Raw genomic sequence first — 16,656 nt, 5'->3', positions numbered from 1 at the left:
CGTTGCCTAACGGCTGTGACGTCCACTTGTTCTTTACGGAGCTAACTCAAGGAGATAATCGCATGTCTAACGCTATCAAGGTTTACCGCCACGCTCTTTCCGGCCACTGCCACCGCGTCGAGTTGATGCTTTCGCTACTCGGCTTGCCTGCCACCTTCATTGATGTCGATCTTGCCGGGGGCGAGCACAAAGCGCCGCCTTTTCTTGATATGAATGCCTTCGCACAGGTACCGGTGCTCGATGACCAGGGGGTTATCCTGGCGGATTCCAATGCCATTCTGGTCTATCTGGAACGCCGCTATGGTTCTGGTCGCTGGCTACCGGACGATCCGTTGCTTCAAGCCCAGGTACAACGCTGGCTCTCCGTGGCGGCAGGGCCTTTGGCGAACTCGGCGATGAAGGCGCGCTTGATCACGGTCTTTAATGCCCCATTCGACCCTGAACCGCTGATTGCTGATGCCCATGAGCTGTTCGCGATTGTTGATGCCCATTTGGAGCATCAGCCCTTCCTGGCGGGTGAGCACGCCTCGCTGGCGGAGATTTCGCTCTACAGCTATATCGCTCACGCGCCTGAGGGCAATGTCTCGCTGGAACCATACCGCCATATTCGTGCATGGCTGAATCGCGTAGAGGCGCTGGAAGGCTTTGTACCCATGGCTGTCACCAAAGTAGGCCTAGTGAACTGATTACTCGCCAGGAGTCGAGAGTGGAAAACGCCGACACTACCAGCCCGTGGCACGCGGGTGAGCTTGCCCTGCAGCGCGTGGTCGGGGTGGAGCAACAGATGGCGCAGATTGGTCGCAAGGTAATGCGTCCCTTTCTAACGTCGCAGCTGCAGCACTTCTTTCCTCAACTGCCGTTTGTGGCTGCGGCGGCTGTGGATGTTGACGGCTGGCCCTGGGTCACGCTGTTGGAGGGCGCGCCGGGCTTTGTTCATGCGCCGGATGAGTCACGGCTCGATCTTGTATTAACGCCGTCTGCGGATGATCCCGTTACCCCGCTGCTTACCAGCGGCGCTAGCCTCGGACTGCTGGGAATAGAGCTGCCCACGCGCCGCCGTAATCGGGTCAATGGCGTGTTGCGGGGCTCAGCAGGCCGATGGCAGCTAGAAGTCGTTCACGCCTTCGGTAACTGCCCCCAGTATATTCACGACTGGTCGACGATGAGGTCGGTGCAGCCCCAGCCTGGCCCCGTGCTAACCATGCGCGAGGCGACCCTCGATCAGTTGTCAGAGCCGTTGCTGGCGCATATTGATCAGGCGCTAACGGCTTTCGTGGGTAGTTATGCGTATACCGATCAGGGCGCTCAGGTGGATGCCTCCCATCGCGGTGGGCAACCGGGGTTCATTCGTCGCCAGGGGAATGACCTGATCCTGCCCGACTTTGCAGGCAACCAGTTCTTCAACACCCTGGGCAATGTGCTGACCAGTGGTCGCGCGGCCTTGGTGATACCGGACTTTGCCAGCGGGAATGTGCTGCATCTGACCGGGGAGGCGCGGCTTGTGGACGAGGAGACCGCTGGGGCCCGTTATCCTGGCGCTGAACGCTACTGGTGCTTAACGCCACGGCATATTGTTTGGCGGCCGTGGGCCTTACGCTGGCGTAGCCAAGCAAACGCAGTGGCCCATGAGGCGGCGCCCCATGGGCCCTGGCAGCCACTTGCGCTTGCTAAACGGCAGCGTGCTCAAGTGGCCGCTGTGGTGCAGGAGACAACCGAGATCCGCTCTTTTTATTTAAAGAGTGCCCAACAAGACCAGGCGCTGGCGCCTTTTGAAGCGGGCCAGTTTATTACGCTACACGTGCCACGCCTGGATGGCACGGCATTGGTACGCAGCTACACGCTTTCGGGTGACAGCCAGCAGGCCGGCTATCGCATCAGTATTAAGGCCGACGGTGAGGGCTCACGTTACTTGCACAGCGCGCTGCAGGTGGGTACCGAGCTAGCTGTAAGTATGCCAACGGGCTCATTCACAGCAGGGGCTAGCGGCTCAGAGCGTGCCCACTGGGTGCTGCTGGGAGGAGGTATCGGTATTACGCCACTATTGAGCCTGGCACATGAATTGACCGGGGCAGGCCGTGGCCCGGTAACGTTAGTGCAGAGCGTGCGCGATGTGGCCGAGGCACCTTTCGGTGCAGAGCTACTCGACCTTGAGGCGCGCGGGCTGCGTTTGCAGCGGCATGTCACCAGAACTACAACTGCCCTCAATGGATGGATGGCAGGCCGGGTTTCACTGGGGCAGGTGTTTACCGATCAGGTGCTGTCAGAAGTACAGCTGTACCTATGCGGCCCTGCCGCCTTTGTAGAGCGCTACCACCAGGAGGCGCTGGAGCTCGGACTCATGCCCGGGCAAATACACACAGAAGCGTTCGGCCCCTCGGCGCTGACCCAAACATACGCAGTGCCCGTCGCAGAACAAGCGGTAGAAGTTAGCTTTGCCAATTCAAACGTAGTCACCCACTGGCAGCCGGGCGAGAGCCTGTTGGAAACCGCCGAAAAAGCGGGGTTACAGCCTGCCTATGGGTGCCGCAGTGGTAGCTGTGGCGATTGCGCCTGCACGCTGGTGCAGGGGGAGGTTACCTACCCCAATGGCATATCCGCGCCAGAGGGGGAGATTCTGCTGTGCAGCGCCCGCCCAGCGGCTAACTCGGAGAGGCTAGCCATTACGCTGCCTAACGGTTAATCGCTTCTCAAACGATGAGAAGGTGCCAGGGTAGGCGCCGCCATCGAGCTTGAAGAGCTTCATAAGCGAATAGTTGTGCATTCATCGTTCGATTCCAGCATGACTATCCGTTTATGAGCTAGGATTTAATAAAAAAGCAGAATTTCTTGGTTCTTGGTTCTTGGTTCTTGGTTTAAGATTTCCTATACCCAATGCATAAGTTGCCTGCTAAGTCTTCAAATACAGGTAGGGCATCAAGTTTATCGCAGTCGCTTGTTAAGCAGTTTCCTGTTTTGATATCAAACACTGCCCCATGTGCGCTGCATAAAAAGCGGTGACCGTCTGACGAAATAATATTATCAGACCGATAATTTAAAGGTAAATATTGATGGGGGCAGGCATTAACGTAGCAATAAATCCTACCATTGAGGCGCGTTGCAATGACGGGGAATGATTCATCGTTGCTCATCATTTCCATATAGTGAGCTTTGCCTTCTTTTATGACGTTAGAAGGGCAAATAATAGCCCCCTCTTTGGGGGCATTCGCATAGTTACGCCAAGCGTCGTGCACAGTGTTTCCTTTTCGGCATCGCTAATGTTGTTATTCAGCCTTCCTGCTATTCAGTAGCACCTTGCAGCACGCCTCGGTTGATTTGATCCTCTTCGATGGATTCGAAAAGAGCTTTGAAATTGCCCTCACCAAAACCATCATCGCCTTTACGCTGAATAAACTCGAAGAAGATGGGGCCAATGACCGTTTTGGAGAAAATCTGTAGCAAAATTCTGGTTTCGCCGCCGCCCACGACTCCTTCACCATCAATCAAAATGCCACGGTTTTGCAGTTTATCGAGAGGCTCCTGGTGATCTTTTACGCGCTCCAACGACTTTTCATAATAGATGCTCGGCGGGCCAGGCATGAATTCTAGCCCCTCCGCCGCAATCAAGTCTGTGCCGGTGTAGATGTCGTTCGTTGCAATGGCGATATGCTGAATGCCTTCGCCATTATACTCGCGCAAGTACTCTTCAATCTGGCTGTGATCGTCGGCACTTTCGTTAATAGGAATTCGGATTTTACCATCCGGGGAGGTTAATGCGCGGCTGGTAAGTCCTGTTACTTTACCAGAGATGTCGAAGTAGCGTATTTCACGGAAGTTAAAGGTGTCGTGATAAAACTTATACCAGGTATCCATATTGCCGCGAATGACGTTATGAGTGAGGTGATCAAGATAGTAAAAACCAAACCCTTTTGGGTTAGGATCTACCTCATCTAACCATTCAAACTCGTTTGAGTAACAGCTACCTTTTTCGCCATAAGTATCAATAAAGTAAAGAAGCGAGCCACCAATGCCAACGACAGCAGGGGCATCGATTGATTTATTTCCGGTGAACTCTTCAGCCCCCAAGTCGACGGCGCGTTTTAGGGCATGCTGAGCATCAACGACTCGCCAAGCCATTGCCGGTGCACAGGGGCCGTGTTCCTCGATAAACGCTGACGCATGTGAGTTAGGTTCACTGTTAAGAAGGTAGTTGATGTCGCCCTGACGATAAACGGTGATTGATTTGTCACGATGTTTTGCAACGGGGGCGAAACCCATTTGCCTAAATAAGCTATCTAGCTTTTCAGGTTCAGGGTGCGCAAATTCAACAAATTCAAAGCCATCTGTACCCGCTGGGTTTGTATCGCTTATGGTTTCTTTAGGTGCGTCATGAGGAAAAGGTCCCATCGCTGTCTCTCCTTTATTGTTTTGTTGGTCGACCAATTCAGTATAGGGAAGAGACGGTGCAATTAGGTTGCAAACTAACCTAAGATGCAGCCAAATGGTGCACAGCTTGTGTGCAAATGGAGTGTTATATGCACGGGATCTCCTTGGATCGTTACGATTTTGCAATTTTATCAGAGTTGCAAAAGAACTCAGCCCTCACTAATTCAGAATTGGGCGAGCGTGTCAGCCTGTCTCCCTCTCAGTGCTCCCGACGCAAAGCGCGGTTAGAAACCGAAGGTGTGATTAAGGGGTATTCAGCTCGGCTTGATGCCGCCAGCCTGGGCTTTGGGTTACGTGCTATCACCAGAGTTAATCTGAAAGCTCATGGTGAAAGCATGGATGATGATTTTGTGACGTTACTGGCGAAGCACGCCATGGTGCGTGAGGCATATTCAGTCTCAGGGGACGCAGACTATGTATTGCACGTTATCGCCAAGGATCTAACTGAGTTTTCGGACTTTATCCATCATCATTTATTGCCTCATCCTAATGTCACCCAGGTTCGCTCTGAAATCATACTGCGTAGTATGAAAGAGGAGCAGGGGCTGCCGGTGAAAGGTGGTTAAGTAGCTGCATTTGCTTTGCGCCGTGAGGTTTCTATGCGTGTTAATACGTTAATAGGATGCATTGATAGCCGTGCGAGGGTTGTCGTCATGTGAAACTAAGGCATCAAAGGCCTTTGCGTTGGGGCATAATTTGCGGCACTCATCAAGCTCGGCACTTGCTCGCATGGCTTTCCAACAATCGCCCACGGCTGCGCAGGCATTGCAGTTGTCACGCAGTACTACATAGTCGACATGATTAATCAGGCCGCTCTCCTGAAGCGCATCCTCCTGAAGACCAAAGCGTTGCATCATTACTGGCATCAAGGTTCTAGCTGGACTGAAATGAGCCGGTTTGCCTGCTGCCAGTTGCCTTGCCACTTCCTGCTCAAAATGCGGTTCTAGCGGTCTCTCCAGATCATTGATGAGCGCATTAAACGTAGCCCCAGCTTCCTGCTTTACTCTGCGGGCCAAGGTCGTCGTTGACGTTACATAGCAGCGTTCTATTAGACGTCCCCACCAAGAGGTGGTGTCGGTGTTCTGGGCAGTATTCATGGCCATTCTCCCTCAGCGGTGTTTTAGGATGACATCAGTATCAACCGCTGAGCGATGAACTACCTTGACGCGGATCAATTTGGTTTCAAGTGAAACAAGAGGGGGCGGAAGAAAAAGGAGCGCGAAAGGTTGATGGGTTGTTAGCCTCATCGGCTAGTAAGCGGTGTTCTCGCCGCTCATCACGCGCAGCGGCGAGAACGTTCAAACAGGCTCAGTGACTATCAAGGCTCGCAGCGATACTTTCTTCGGCCGCTTCATTGGCTAGCTGTTCATAAAAGAAGGAAAGTGCTGCTGGCGCGTCAACATCACGGCTCTTTACAGATTCACTCCATGTGTCCAGTAAGTTGCTAGCGACGCCCCTTAGGTAATCAATATCTTGCTCGGATGCTTGGGTAGAGGTAGCGCCATTTTCTTCACCAAACTCAACGCCGCGTTGGTCGGAAACATCCATCATGTAACCAAACAAGCGTGAAAGCCGTTCACCCGAGACGCTTTCAATCGCCGCACGGTCTTCGTCGGATACTTGATCCCAGAACATGGGGTTCATAATGATTGCAAAACTGCCGCGGTAGAAACCGCCGTCTACGGTGAGGGTATGCGGGGCTACTTCAACGACGCGAAAGCTGCGTAAGCTCTCAAGCGTTAGCATCGCACCGTCAACAACGCCCTGGGAGGCCGCTTCGTAGGTGCCTGTCGGCGGAATGGCGACGCCTGTCACTGACATTGCCTCGGCTAAACCGCTCATCACTCCGCCGCCTACGCGCAGTCGTTTGCCCGCCAGCTCATCGATAGAGCTTATTTGATCACGGGTAAATATTTGGCCTGGGCCATGTACACCCATAGCAACCACATCAACGCCGCGGTGCTCATTGGCTTGCTGTAAATACTCTTGATGGGTATGCCAATACGCAGCGGAAGCGTCCTCTGAGGAGAACTCCTCAAACGTAGGGAATTCAGGCAACTGGGTCGCTAGAAAACGGCCCGCCATATGGGCGTGGAAAATCCAGCTTGCGTCCGCAATACCATCAGCAACGATCTCCATTTGTGCAGGAGGTGGGCCCATATCGTGCACCACTTCCACCGTGACCCGGTCATCCGTAGCTTCTTCAATCCATGCCTTCCAGGTTGGCCAAACAATGGTGTTAATGCCGTGATTAGGCCCGCCCCAGGTGCTGACGGTGATCGTTGACTGTGCAAGTGACGACATGCTGAACGCCATGCTTGAAATAGCCATGGCACCCACTATCAAGCGAGTTGGTTTATGCATTTTGAAGCTCCAGAGCTGGCGCTCTTAGCGCCTGTGTTGTTATTGGTAACGCCTAACGCTGAGTCAATAGCGCCTGCTCAGGTTTGCGTAAATCACACTCTTTAACCTTGCCTTTAGGTAGTTTCAATAGCAACTAATTTGAGAGGGTCTTTTGCTATACTTAGGTCGTACTTTCTGGAGGCTTTGGAGTGTTAAACCTAACGGCCTATAGGATTGGCGGTAATGAACCCGATCACCTGTTCTAGCGAATAGGGATAGCGGTCTCTTCTTTGATATTCCGTAGCACGAAATTGGAATTGACCTGGGAAATGCCATCCAGGGTGAAGAGTTTCTCATTCAAAAAGCGGTCATAAGCTGCCATATCTTCGATCACCACGCGCAACACGAAATCCGCGTTGCCGGTAGTGGCATAGCACTGCAGCACTTCTGGGTATTGCAGGATGCGATTTTCAAACTCGACGGTGTTGTCGATGTGGTGGCGAACCAGCGTCACCATCACCAATGCCGACAGTGGCTGGCCCACCAGGCTGGGTTCCACCAACGCAGCAAAGCGGCGGATCACGCCACTCTCTTCCAAGGCCTTGACGCGTCGCCAGCAGGCCGCGGGGGATAGCCCGATCTGTTCGGCGAGCTCATTGTTGGTGATGCGCCCCTGCTGCTGAAGCAGGGTAAGAATGCGCTGGTCATGCCTGTCTAAGGCGATCTCTTTGGTAGTTTCTTTCATGGTGCCATTTCTTTTATTTGTGGTTTGTTGAATATCATTGCGTCAAAACTAAAAAAATGAAAGTAATGATCAATAACCAGACGTTTGAAGAGTTAATTAGCAAGCACCTTTAGCGCGCTGTTGGCTAGACTCAAGCGTATTACAACCATAACTCTTCGACCGTACTGGTGAACTCCCATGACAACCCCCTCAATCGCTGAGCAGGCGGGTTCTATTACCCAGCCTCTCGATATCGCACTTGATGACAATCTTCTCGATGACTATGCGCTGGCCGATCGCTATACCCGCGGAGAAGGTCGTGTCTTTCTCACCGGCACCCAGGCATTGGTGCGTATTGCCTTACGCCAAGCCGAGCTTGATCGCCACAATGGCCGACACACGGCAGGACTCATCAGCGGTTATCGAGGCTCGCCATTAGGCGGTGTAGACCAAGAGATTTGGCGGGCGAAAGCCGCCATGGAAGAGCACCACATCGATTTTGTCCCTGCCATCAACGAAGACCTGGCCGCCACCATGATGCTGGGTTGCCAGCAAGTCGAGACAGACCCCGATAAGCAAGTAGATGGCGTGTTTGGCATGTGGTACGGCAAGGGACCAGGCGTTGATCGCGCGGGCGATGCCTTAAAGCACGGAAATGCCTACGGTAGCTCACCCACTGGCGGTGTGCTGGTGGTCGCGGGTGATGACCATGGCTGTGTGTCGTCCTCCATGCCACACCAGTCTGATGTCGCCTTTATGGCGTGGTTTATGCCGGTTGTGAGCCCTGCGTCATTGGCGGAATACGAACGCTTTGGGCTGTGGGGCTATGCGCTTTCGCGCTTTTCGGGCTGTTGGGTGGGTTTCAAAGCCGTTTCTGAAACCGTAGAGAGTGGCGCTTCGGTGGACGTGCCCCCCTTGCCTGAGTATGTGACGCCGGATTTCGATATGCCGGAAGGCGGGCTGCACTATCGCTGGCCCGATTTGCCGGGGCCACAGCTTGAGACTCGCCTTGAGCACAAGCTGGCCGCCGTTCAGGCCTTTGCCACGGCCAACCCGATTGATCAGTACCTATTTCGCCAGGAACAGTCGACGTTTGGGCTGGTCACCACAGGCAAGGGCCACCTGGATTTACTTGAGGCGCTGCGTTTGTTGGGGTTGGATGAAGCGAAGCTGCGTGAAATGGGGGTAGAAATATACAAGGTCGGGATGGTGTGGCCGCTCCATCGGCCCGGCATCCTTGAGTTTATTCATGGCAAGCGCGAAGTGCTGGTCATTGAAGAGAAGCGCGGCATCATCGAAAGCCAGTTGAAGGAGTACATGTCGGAACCCGATCATCCAGGCGAGGTGATCGTTACTGGCAAGCAGGATGAAACCGGCAAGCCCTTGATTCCCTTTGTTGGAGAGCTTAGCCCGCGTCTCTTGGCAGGCTTCGTGGCAGAGCGTTTAGAGCGCTTTTTCAAGATCGATTTTAGCGACAAGCTGGCAACCGTTGATGCCTGCCGCGCCGGCGTTAAAGAGCTCGGCGGTGTGCGCCGCATGCCCTATTTCTGCTCCGGTTGCCCACACAATAGCTCGACCAAGGTGCCTGAAGGCAGCAAAGCCCTGGCGGGCATCGGTTGTCACTTTATGGCTTCATGGATGGATCGCAGCACCGAATCGTTAATTCAGATGGGTGGCGAAGGCGTTAACTGGGTGGGCAAGAGCCGCTTTACCGGAAACGGTCATATTTTCCAAAACTTAGGCGAAGGTACCTGGTTTCACTCGGGCTCAATGGCGGTGCGCCAGGCGGTGGCGGCTAACGTTAATATTACCTATAAAATTCTGTTCAACGACGCTGTCGCCATGACGGGCGGTCAACCCGTGGACGGGCAAATAAGCGTTCCGATGATCGCCCGGCAATCGCTGGATGAAGGCGTTCGCCGGGTCATGGTGGTGAGTGACGAACCGGATAAGTACCGGGGGCATGAAAAGGAATTCCCTAAGGGGGTTACCTTCCACGGCCGTGAAGAGATGGATACGCTGCAGCGTGAACTGCGCGAGATCCCCGGCTGCACCGTGTTGATTTATGATCAGGCATGCGCGGCTGAGAAACGCCGTCGGCGCAAACGTGGTTTGATGGAAGACCCAGCCCGTCGGGTGTTTATCAACCACCATGTTTGCGAAGGCTGTGGTGATTGTTCCGTACAGTCCAACTGTTTATCGGTGGTGCCTCGCGAGACCGAGCTAGGTCGCAAGCGCAAAATCGACCAGTCCTCCTGTAACAAGGACATGTCCTGCGTCAGTGGTTTTTGCCCCAGCTTTGTCACAGTGGAAGGTGGCGAGCTGCGTAAGGGGCAAGGCGTCGCGGCAGATGATGCCTTTTGGCAACGTATAGCGCATTTGCCTACTCCTGCCATTGCCAATTTGACGGCCCCTTACGACCTACTGGTGGGTGGCGTTGGTGGCACGGGGGTGGTGACCGTTGGGCAACTGATCACAATGGCAGCACACCTGGAAGGCAAGGGCAGCAGCGTGCTCGACTTTATGGGGTTTGCGCAAAAAGGCGGGGCAGTACTTAGCTATGTGCGCTTGGCGTCACAGCCCAGCGAGCTTAATCAGGTTCGCATTGAGGCAGGGCAGGCCGATGCGATGATCGCTTGCGATATGGTGGTGGCTAGCTCCCAGAAAGCGCTGAATGTGCTGCAGCCGACCACCCGTATCGTGGCTAATCTGGCCGAGCTAGCCACGGCGGATTATGTGCTTTACCGCGATGCGGATATGCAGCCCATTAAACGCCTCAACATGTTGCGTGAAGCGGTGGGAGATGAGCGCTTTGCCTCTTTGGACGCCAATCGCCTGGCTGAACAGCTGCTAGGGGATACGGTATTTTCCAATATGATGATGCTCGGGTTTGCCTGGCAGCAAGGTTTGGTGCCGCTTTCTGAAGCTGCGCTGCAGCGTGCTCTAGAACTCAATGGCGTCGCAGTGGAAAAGAACCGCCAGGCATTTGCCTGGGGGCGCTTGGCAGCGGTAGAACCCGACTACCTCCAGCAGCATCTGGACACGATGCCACTGTCCGCGAATGCCACGCTGGACGACGTGATGGCGCGTAATCGTCTCCACCTGGAGCGCTACCAGAACCGTGCCTGGGCTGAGCGTTATGTTACCCAGGTGACTAAAATGCGTGACGCAGAAGCAGCGCTAAACGGTGGCCAATCACTGAGTGAAGCCGTCGCCCATCAGCTCTATCGTTTGATGGCGTATAAAGATGAGTATGAAGTGGCACGACTTTACACCCAGAGCGATTTTCTGGATGAGGTTAAAGCAACGTTCTCGGGTGATTACCAGCTAACCTTCCACTTGGCGCCGCCGCTTATAGGCGGTCGTAAGGATGCTCAGGGGCGCCCAGTGAAGCGCCGCTTCGGCCCCTGGATGCTGAAGGCAATGGGCGCGCTGGCAAAGATGCGCGGTTTGCGCAACACGGCTCTCGATCCTTTCCGCTTCAGCGCCGACCGCAAGCTCGACCGCGCCTTATTGGCTGACTACGAGCAGCTTATTGATGAGTTAGTGGCTCGTCTTGATGGCACTAATCATGGGACTGCCTTGGCGCTGGCTAAGCTGCCGGAAGAGATTCGTGGCTTCGGGCCAGTCCGCGAAGCCGCTGCCGAGAAAGCCAGTGAGCGCCGCGAGAAGTTGCTGGTGGAGCTACGCGAAGGTCGCTCTAAGACTATCGCTGTCGAAGCTGCCTGAGGCTGCCCACCAAGCTAAATGCAGGCCGCGCAATGCACGGCCTGTTCAAGATGGTTTAGCTGGCGTCAGGCTGCGCCGCTGGTGCGGCTTTTTCGAAGGCGGGCAGTGAACGGCAATTGGTAACGATACGTTGGGTCGTCGGATAGGCTGACAAATCGCACTCGAAGCGTTCCGCGTTGTACACCTGGGGGATCAGGCATATATCCGCAAGCGTAGGGGTGTCGCCATGGCAAAAATCGCCGCTGCTGGGGTCATTGGAGAGCGTTGCTTCCAGGGCGGTGAAACCCTCGGCAATCCAGTGGTGGTACCAAGCTAGCTTAGCCGCTTCATCTGCTCCCAGTTCACCCACTAGATACTTGAGTACCCTCAGGTTGTTAAGTGGGTGAATCTCGCAGGCCACCGACTGAGCGAGCGCACGAACCCGAGCCCGCTCTAACGCGTTAACCGGCAGCAGGGCGGGCTCTGGGTGTACCTCATCGAGATACTCGCAGATCGCCAGTGACTGGTTAACCACCGAGCTATCGTCCAACACCAGGCTAGGCACTAGCCCCTGAGGGTTGCGCGCCAGATGCTCGCCACCACGCTGCTCACCTTTCACCAGATTGACCGGGATCTGGTCGTACTCCAGTCCCTTAAGGTTTAAGGCAATACGCACCCGGTAAGCAGCCGACGAGCGAAAATAGCCGTAAAGCGTCGTCATGTTGCCTTCCTTTATTTGGGCTGGTACTGCACTACTTGCTGATCGATCGTACCAAATATGTTGCTGCCATCGCGGTCAAACATCTCGATACGCACCCGGTCGCCAAAGCGCATAAAGGGAGTTTTTACCTGGCCGTACAGTATCTGCTCCACCATGCGCACTTCGGCTAGACAGCTATAGCCAACGCCACCGTCAGCCACGGGCTTTCCAGGGCCGCCATCGGGATCCGGGTTGGAAACGGTGCCTGAACCAATAACTGCACCTGCGCCGAGATAGCGGGTCTTGGCCGCATGGGCCACCAGCTGTGGGAAGTTGAAAATCATATCTGGCCCGGCTTCTGGCTCGCCAAACTTCTTGTCATTCAGGTGCACGGTCAGTGGCAGGTGCACTTTACCGTCTTGCCAGGCATCGCCCAGCTCATCCGGTGTCACCGCAATAGGCGAGAACGAAGAGGCGGGCTTTGCTTGGAAAAAGCCGAAGCCCTTAGCAAGCTCACCTGGGATGAGGCCACGCAGGCTGACATCGTTGACCAGCATTACTAGCTTAATGTGCTTGGCGGCTTCCTCCGGCGTGACTGCCATCGGGACGTCATCGGTGATAACGGCGATTTCACCTTCAAAGTCGATGCCATGCTCTTCGCTCACCGCCTCGATATCGTCCGTGGGTGCCAAGAAGCAGTCGCTACCGCCCTGATACATGAGCGGGTCTGTCCAGAAGGTTTCAGGCATCTCGGCATTGCGCGCCTGGCGTACCAACTGGACATGGTTCAGATAGGCGGAACCGTCAGCCCACTGATAGGCACGCGGTAAAGGGGAGTGCAGCGCACTCTGATCAAGCTCAAAAGCGTTTTCAACACCACCACTGTTAAGCTGAGCATAGCGCTCTTCAAGCTGAGGGCTAACCACTTCCCAGCTTTCGAGGGCTGCCTGAAGTGTGGGGGTAATATCAACGGCGCTCACAGCACGGGAGAGGTCACGGGAGACGATAATGAGTTCTCCGTCGCGGCCCTTCTTAAGTGTTGCCAGTTTCATAGTGATTCAATCCTTGTCGTCAGGGTGGTATAGGGTTCAGGGCTGGCTTGGGTTGAAGTGAGAGCGCAGCGTCGACCAAACATCCACATAATCACGTTGACGGAAGTCAGCATTCAGAGCCGCAGGGGTTGGGTGAAAGAAGTAGCGGCTTTCAAACATGAAGGCCAATGTATCGCCTATGAAGTGGGGCTTAAGCTCAGCGTTGGAGGCTTTCTCAAATGTCTCAGCATCGGGGCCGTGGGGCGACATTGAGTTATGTAGACTAGCGCCGCCAGGGGTGAAGCCTTCCGCTTTTGCGTCGTACTCGCCATGAATAAGCCCCATAAACTCGCTCATTAGATTGCGATGGAACCAGGGTGGCCTAAAGGTGTTCTCGGCAACCATCCAGCGTGGTGGGAAAATGACAAAATCAAGATTCGCCATTCCCGGCGTATCGGAGGGGGACGACAATACGGTGAAGATTGACGGATCCGGATGATCGAAGCTCACCGTATTGATGGTGTTAAAGTTGGCGAGATTATATTTATAAGGCGCGCAGTTGCCGTGCCACGCCACGACATCTAACGGCGAATGGTCGAGTTTGCTCTCCCAGAAACGACCAGAGAACTTAGCCACTAGGCGGTAGTCGCCCTCCAGGTCTTCATAGGATGCCACGGGGCTTTGGAAGTCACGCGGGTTGGCTAAACCGTTAGACCCGATGGGGCCGAGGCCTGGAAGCTCTAAAGGACTACCGTAGTTCTCACAAATATACCCACGTGCAGCCTCAACGCCCTGAGCTCTACGCACTTGGAATTTCACACCGCGAGGAATGACGGCAATTTCACCGTTATCGATCTCAATGTCACCAAATTCGGTACGTAGACGAATGGCCCCCATTTGCGGAACGAAGAGCAGTTCCCCATCAGCGTTGTAGAAAAACCGCTGGGTCATGTCCTGATTAAAGGTGTAGACATGCACGCCCACACCCGCTTGGGTACCCGCATCCCCGTTGACGGCAATGGTAAATAAGCCGTCGATAAAATCAGTCGGCTCGCTCGGTAGAGAGACGGGATCCCAGCGCATTTGGTTAGGGTCCGCCGCTGGCTTGTCTAACGGGGCCGTGTGTACGCTGTTATTTTCTAGTGGCTGATACGCGCTCTGAACGACAGAAGGGCGAATGCGGTAAAGCCAGCTGCGAAAGTTTTGATGACGTGGGGCTGTGAATGCGGAGCCGGTTAGTTGTTCCGCGTATAAGCCGTAAGCACAGCGTTGAGGTGAGTTTTGCCCAATCGGCAGTGCTCCCGGCAGCGCTTCGGTTGAAAAGTGATTATGAAAGCCATTTTGATATTTCAATTGTTCAGTCATTGTTAAGACCTGCTTTATTTGAACGTATATTGATAAATGATGGCGGCTGCTTATCGCCCACTAACCCAGGATGAGATGCGAGCTTCTGGCTCATGATGCCTACGGTGCTTGCCAGCTATATGTTAGATAGAATAGTTTCTTATGAAACTAAAAGTCCAGTATTCAGCGCGACGTGTAGACTACCTTTTAAAAAGTTTTGGTAACAATTTTCGTAATATCAGTTGTTTGTCGAAGTTTGATACTTTGGTGTGGTGGTTTTTATTGCTGAATTGGTTGCAAGAGAGATTATGTCGAGGCACTGTTCTTCCTATACTAAGCCCCATTACAGCGAGCTGGTTTGCATCTCATTGATGGTCAGTGTGATAGGCGCGTTGCTGGTGCCCATATTCCCAGCTATCGTGCTGGTTTTTGTCATCACGACCCCTGATAAACGGTGGCTCTAGGAGAAACACAATGACGATGGATAAAGCAGGCGGCGATGCATCACTGGTGTCTTCAGCTAGGGCAGAGTTAGACCTCAATCAGTTTTTACCCTACCAACTCAATCGGTTAGCTGACCGAATCAGCCAGGCATTAGAGAAGCTTTATGCCGAGTCTTATGAGCTCAACATTGCCCAGTGGCGCGTACTTGCCTGGCTTAGCCATTGTGATGATTTAACCGCTAAGAAGGTCTGTGCCTACACCAATATGGATAAGGCTCGCGTGTCTCGCGCGATTCAGTCGTTGGAAGACCGTGGACTGATAAGCCGCACGCCATCACAGCAAGACCAGCGCTTACATGACTTGCAGCTGACAGACGCCGGGCAAGCGTTACTCAATAAGTTAGTACCCGAAGCCCAGGCGTGGGAAGCCGATCTGGTGTCGACCCTGAGCGTTGGTGAATATCGTGATCTGCTTAACACAATGCGCAAGCTTGAACGGCAATTGGAGAGAATTGGCTAGCGGCTTGACGCAGGAAAGTCGAGTCAGGGTGGCCGATGATAGGCTACATTATGTCAATAGCGTGTCATTGGTGTCGGTAATGATATGATTTATGTAACGAAAGGTCTGGCTGTAAATTATCCCCTGCCGTCATTGATAATTCTTCAAAGGAGATGGTGTTTTTAGTAACTACATGTAATTAATGTATATTTTTCATGATGCTACTTAAGTATTAGTATCTATTGCTCGATCAGTCGTTGCATGACTCACGTATCTGGAGGCATTGTGATCATAAACGTGATTCGAATATTTTTTTAATTATAAAAATAAAGTGTCACGTTTGCGCTCCAGTTCGTGACGACCAGAGGAAAGTGAAATGAATAAAACAACAAACCTGATGCTCGGTGCTATTGCCGCTGCAACGCTCAGCACCTCCGCCTTTGCACAAACGACAATCACCGTGAGTACCTGGGCTGGCCCTAATCACGGCATCAACACCATGGTATGGCCAACGTGGAAAGCGTGGATTGAAGAGGCCACTGACGGGCGCGTGACTGTAGACGTTGTGCACGATCTCGGCCCCCCCGCCTCACAGATGGAGATGGTCGCTGACGGCATTGCTGACGCCACTTGGGTGTTCCATGGCTATAACGCAGGGCGTTTTCTGGCCACCCAGTTACCCGAGTTTCCTACCTTTGAAGACTTCTCCTCGGAGAACGCATCTGCTGCTTATTGGCATACTCACCAGGAGCACTTAGCCCAAGCTGATGAACACCGCGGCGTTGATGTAGTGGCTGCGGGTGTGCACGGCCCGGGTTGGATCTTTAGTAGCGAGCAGTACCAAACCCTTGCTGATTTAGAGAATGAGCGTATTCGCGTCGGTGGCGGGGTGATGGGAGATCTCTCTAATGCCCTGAACCTGACCGGCGTGGCTTTGCCGCCAACCGGGGTCTATGAAGCTGGCTCTCAGGGCGTTATTGATGGCGCTATGCTGGTGCCGGAAGGCCTTAGAAGCTTTCGGGTAGCCGAGGTATTTCCCTATACCTTGACGGTGGATGGTGGGTTTTATCGAGGCAGCTTCACCATCGTGGTTAACCCGAGTATCTGGGATGAGATGTCTGCTGAAGATCGTGCCGCTGTGGAAGAAGTCTCGGGTGAGCGTCTGTCGCGACTATTCGGCCACATGATGGATGTATCCGATGAGCGGGGCGTCGAGTTCGCCGAAGAGCAGGGTCATACCTTTACAGCCCTTGGCGGCGAAGATCTTGAGACGCTGCGCGGCATCAGTAATGACCTGGTTGACACCTGGTCCGAGAACGTAAGTGAACGGGGTGTCGATGCGCAGGCGGCGCTCGATTACTTCCACCAACAGCTTGAAGAAGCTGCTACACAAGAGAGCGTGGCATCCTTAGTGCCACAATCATAATTACCCTTCGCCAAGT

At 53.9% G+C, this 16,656-nt stretch carries 14 protein-coding genes; 6 read left to right on the top strand and 8 right to left on the bottom strand.

Annotated elements, in window-relative coordinates; all coding sequences use genetic code 11:
- Nucleotides 1–62: 62 nt before the first annotated feature.
- Nucleotides 63–686: a glutathione S-transferase family protein gene (locus KF947_RS09505; protein WP_227406084.1), complete on the top strand. Its 624-nt coding sequence runs from the start codon at nucleotides 63–65 to the stop codon at nucleotides 684–686.
- 20 nt (nucleotides 687–706) lie between these two features.
- Nucleotides 707–2,680 (top strand): pyridoxamine 5'-phosphate oxidase family protein, encoded by a 1,974-nt coding sequence (locus KF947_RS09500; protein ID WP_227406083.1) that lies wholly within the window; start codon nucleotides 707–709, stop codon nucleotides 2,678–2,680.
- Nucleotides 2,681–2,852: 172 nt separating this feature from the next.
- Here the strand turns inward: KF947_RS09500 and KF947_RS09495 are convergent, their stop codons facing one another.
- Nucleotides 2,853–3,230, bottom strand: coding sequence for a Rieske (2Fe-2S) protein (locus tag KF947_RS09495; RefSeq protein WP_227406082.1), 378 nt, complete (start codon nucleotides 3,228–3,230; stop codon nucleotides 2,853–2,855).
- Between the two features lie 46 nt (nucleotides 3,231–3,276).
- Nucleotides 3,277–4,383: a 4-hydroxyphenylpyruvate dioxygenase gene (gene hppD / locus KF947_RS09490; RefSeq protein ID WP_227406081.1), complete on the bottom strand. Its 1,107-nt coding sequence runs from the start codon at nucleotides 4,381–4,383 to the stop codon at nucleotides 3,277–3,279.
- Nucleotides 4,384–4,526: 143 nt separating this feature from the next.
- On the opposite strand from hppD, the gene KF947_RS09485 reads away from it, so the two are divergent.
- Nucleotides 4,527–4,988 carry an Lrp/AsnC family transcriptional regulator gene (locus KF947_RS09485; RefSeq protein ID WP_227406080.1) on the top strand — a complete coding sequence of 154 codons (462 nt, stop codon included), beginning with the start codon at nucleotides 4,527–4,529 and terminating at the stop codon, nucleotides 4,986–4,988.
- 48 nt (nucleotides 4,989–5,036) lie between these two features.
- On the opposite strand, the gene KF947_RS09480 is transcribed toward KF947_RS09485, so the two are convergent.
- The 3 genes from KF947_RS09480 to KF947_RS09470 all read right to left on the bottom strand — a co-directional run bounded on the left by KF947_RS09480 (nucleotide 5,037) and on the right by KF947_RS09470 (nucleotide 7,510).
- Nucleotides 5,037–5,519 (bottom strand): DUF6455 family protein, encoded by a 483-nt coding sequence (locus tag KF947_RS09480; RefSeq protein WP_133731942.1) that lies wholly within the window; start codon nucleotides 5,517–5,519, stop codon nucleotides 5,037–5,039.
- 211 nt (nucleotides 5,520–5,730) lie between these two features.
- A complete protein-coding gene (locus KF947_RS09475) occupies nucleotides 5,731–6,786 on the bottom strand; it encodes a TRAP transporter substrate-binding protein (protein WP_227406079.1) in 1,056 nt (351 codons plus the stop codon).
- A 241-nt stretch (nucleotides 6,787–7,027) separates the two neighbouring features.
- Nucleotides 7,028–7,510 (bottom strand): Lrp/AsnC family transcriptional regulator, encoded by a 483-nt coding sequence (locus KF947_RS09470; RefSeq protein ID WP_133731944.1) that lies wholly within the window; start codon nucleotides 7,508–7,510, stop codon nucleotides 7,028–7,030.
- Nucleotides 7,511–7,687: 177 nt separating this feature from the next.
- Here KF947_RS09470 and KF947_RS09465 point away from each other — a divergent pair, with 177 nt between their 5' ends.
- Entirely contained in the window at nucleotides 7,688–11,218 is a 3,531-nt protein-coding gene (locus tag KF947_RS09465; protein WP_227406078.1) for an indolepyruvate ferredoxin oxidoreductase family protein, read from the top strand.
- Between the two features lie 55 nt (nucleotides 11,219–11,273).
- On the opposite strand, the gene maiA is transcribed toward KF947_RS09465, so the two are convergent.
- From maiA to hmgA, 3 genes are read right to left on the bottom strand one after another with little or no spacing between them, the layout of a single operon-like run.
- A complete protein-coding gene (gene maiA, locus KF947_RS09460; RefSeq protein WP_227406077.1) occupies nucleotides 11,274–11,918 on the bottom strand; it encodes a maleylacetoacetate isomerase in 645 nt (214 codons plus the stop codon).
- A gap of 11 nt (nucleotides 11,919–11,929) precedes the next feature.
- Nucleotides 11,930–12,949 (bottom strand): fumarylacetoacetate hydrolase family protein, encoded by a 1,020-nt coding sequence (locus KF947_RS09455; protein ID WP_227406076.1) that lies wholly within the window; start codon nucleotides 12,947–12,949, stop codon nucleotides 11,930–11,932.
- A 36-nt stretch (nucleotides 12,950–12,985) separates the two neighbouring features.
- Complete coding sequence (hmgA, locus tag KF947_RS09450) at nucleotides 12,986–14,293, bottom strand: homogentisate 1,2-dioxygenase (RefSeq protein WP_227406075.1); 1,308 nt, start codon at nucleotides 14,291–14,293, stop codon at nucleotides 12,986–12,988.
- Between the two features lie 453 nt (nucleotides 14,294–14,746).
- On the opposite strand from hmgA, the gene KF947_RS09445 reads away from it, so the two are divergent.
- Nucleotides 14,747–15,235, top strand: coding sequence for a MarR family winged helix-turn-helix transcriptional regulator (locus KF947_RS09445; RefSeq protein ID WP_133731949.1), 489 nt, complete (start codon nucleotides 14,747–14,749; stop codon nucleotides 15,233–15,235).
- A 355-nt stretch (nucleotides 15,236–15,590) separates the two neighbouring features.
- The gene (locus tag KF947_RS09440; RefSeq protein WP_227406074.1) at nucleotides 15,591–16,640 is read left to right on the top strand and encodes a TRAP transporter substrate-binding protein; all 1,050 of its coding nucleotides are present in this window, start codon (nucleotides 15,591–15,593) and stop codon (nucleotides 16,638–16,640) included.
- Nucleotides 16,641–16,656: the final 16 nt, after the last annotated feature.

The organism is Halomonas sp. FeN2 (assembly GCF_020595105.1).
Lineage (GTDB): Bacteria > Pseudomonadota > Gammaproteobacteria > Pseudomonadales > Halomonadaceae > Vreelandella > Vreelandella neptunia.
The sequence above is the reverse complement of the archived record's forward strand: the minus strand, read 5'-3'. Positions and strand labels throughout refer to the sequence as shown.

Excerpts from the sequence above, each read along its gene's own strand:
- KF947_RS09505 (WP_227406084.1), top strand. The coding sequence starts at position 63 with ATGTCTAACGCTATCAAGGTTTACCGCCACGCTCTTTCCGGCCACTGC.
- hppD (WP_227406081.1), bottom strand. The coding sequence starts at position 4,383 with ATGGGACCTTTTCCTCATGACGCACCTAAAGAAACCATAAGCGATACA.
- KF947_RS09480 (WP_133731942.1), bottom strand. The coding sequence starts at position 5,519 with ATGAATACTGCCCAGAACACCGACACCACCTCTTGGTGGGGACGTCTA.
- KF947_RS09475 (WP_227406079.1), bottom strand. The coding sequence starts at position 6,786 with ATGCATAAACCAACTCGCTTGATAGTGGGTGCCATGGCTATTTCAAGC.
- KF947_RS09470 (WP_133731944.1), bottom strand. The coding sequence starts at position 7,510 with ATGAAAGAAACTACCAAAGAGATCGCCTTAGACAGGCATGACCAGCGC.
- KF947_RS09465 (WP_227406078.1), top strand. The coding sequence starts at position 7,688 with ATGACAACCCCCTCAATCGCTGAGCAGGCGGGTTCTATTACCCAGCCT.
- maiA (WP_227406077.1), bottom strand. The coding sequence starts at position 11,918 with ATGACGACGCTTTACGGCTATTTTCGCTCGTCGGCTGCTTACCGGGTG.
- KF947_RS09455 (WP_227406076.1), bottom strand. The coding sequence starts at position 12,949 with ATGAAACTGGCAACACTTAAGAAGGGCCGCGACGGAGAACTCATTATC.
- hmgA (WP_227406075.1), bottom strand. The coding sequence starts at position 14,293 with ATGACTGAACAATTGAAATATCAAAATGGCTTTCATAATCACTTTTCA.
- KF947_RS09445 (WP_133731949.1), top strand. The coding sequence starts at position 14,747 with ATGACGATGGATAAAGCAGGCGGCGATGCATCACTGGTGTCTTCAGCT.
- KF947_RS09440 (WP_227406074.1), top strand. The coding sequence starts at position 15,591 with ATGAATAAAACAACAAACCTGATGCTCGGTGCTATTGCCGCTGCAACG.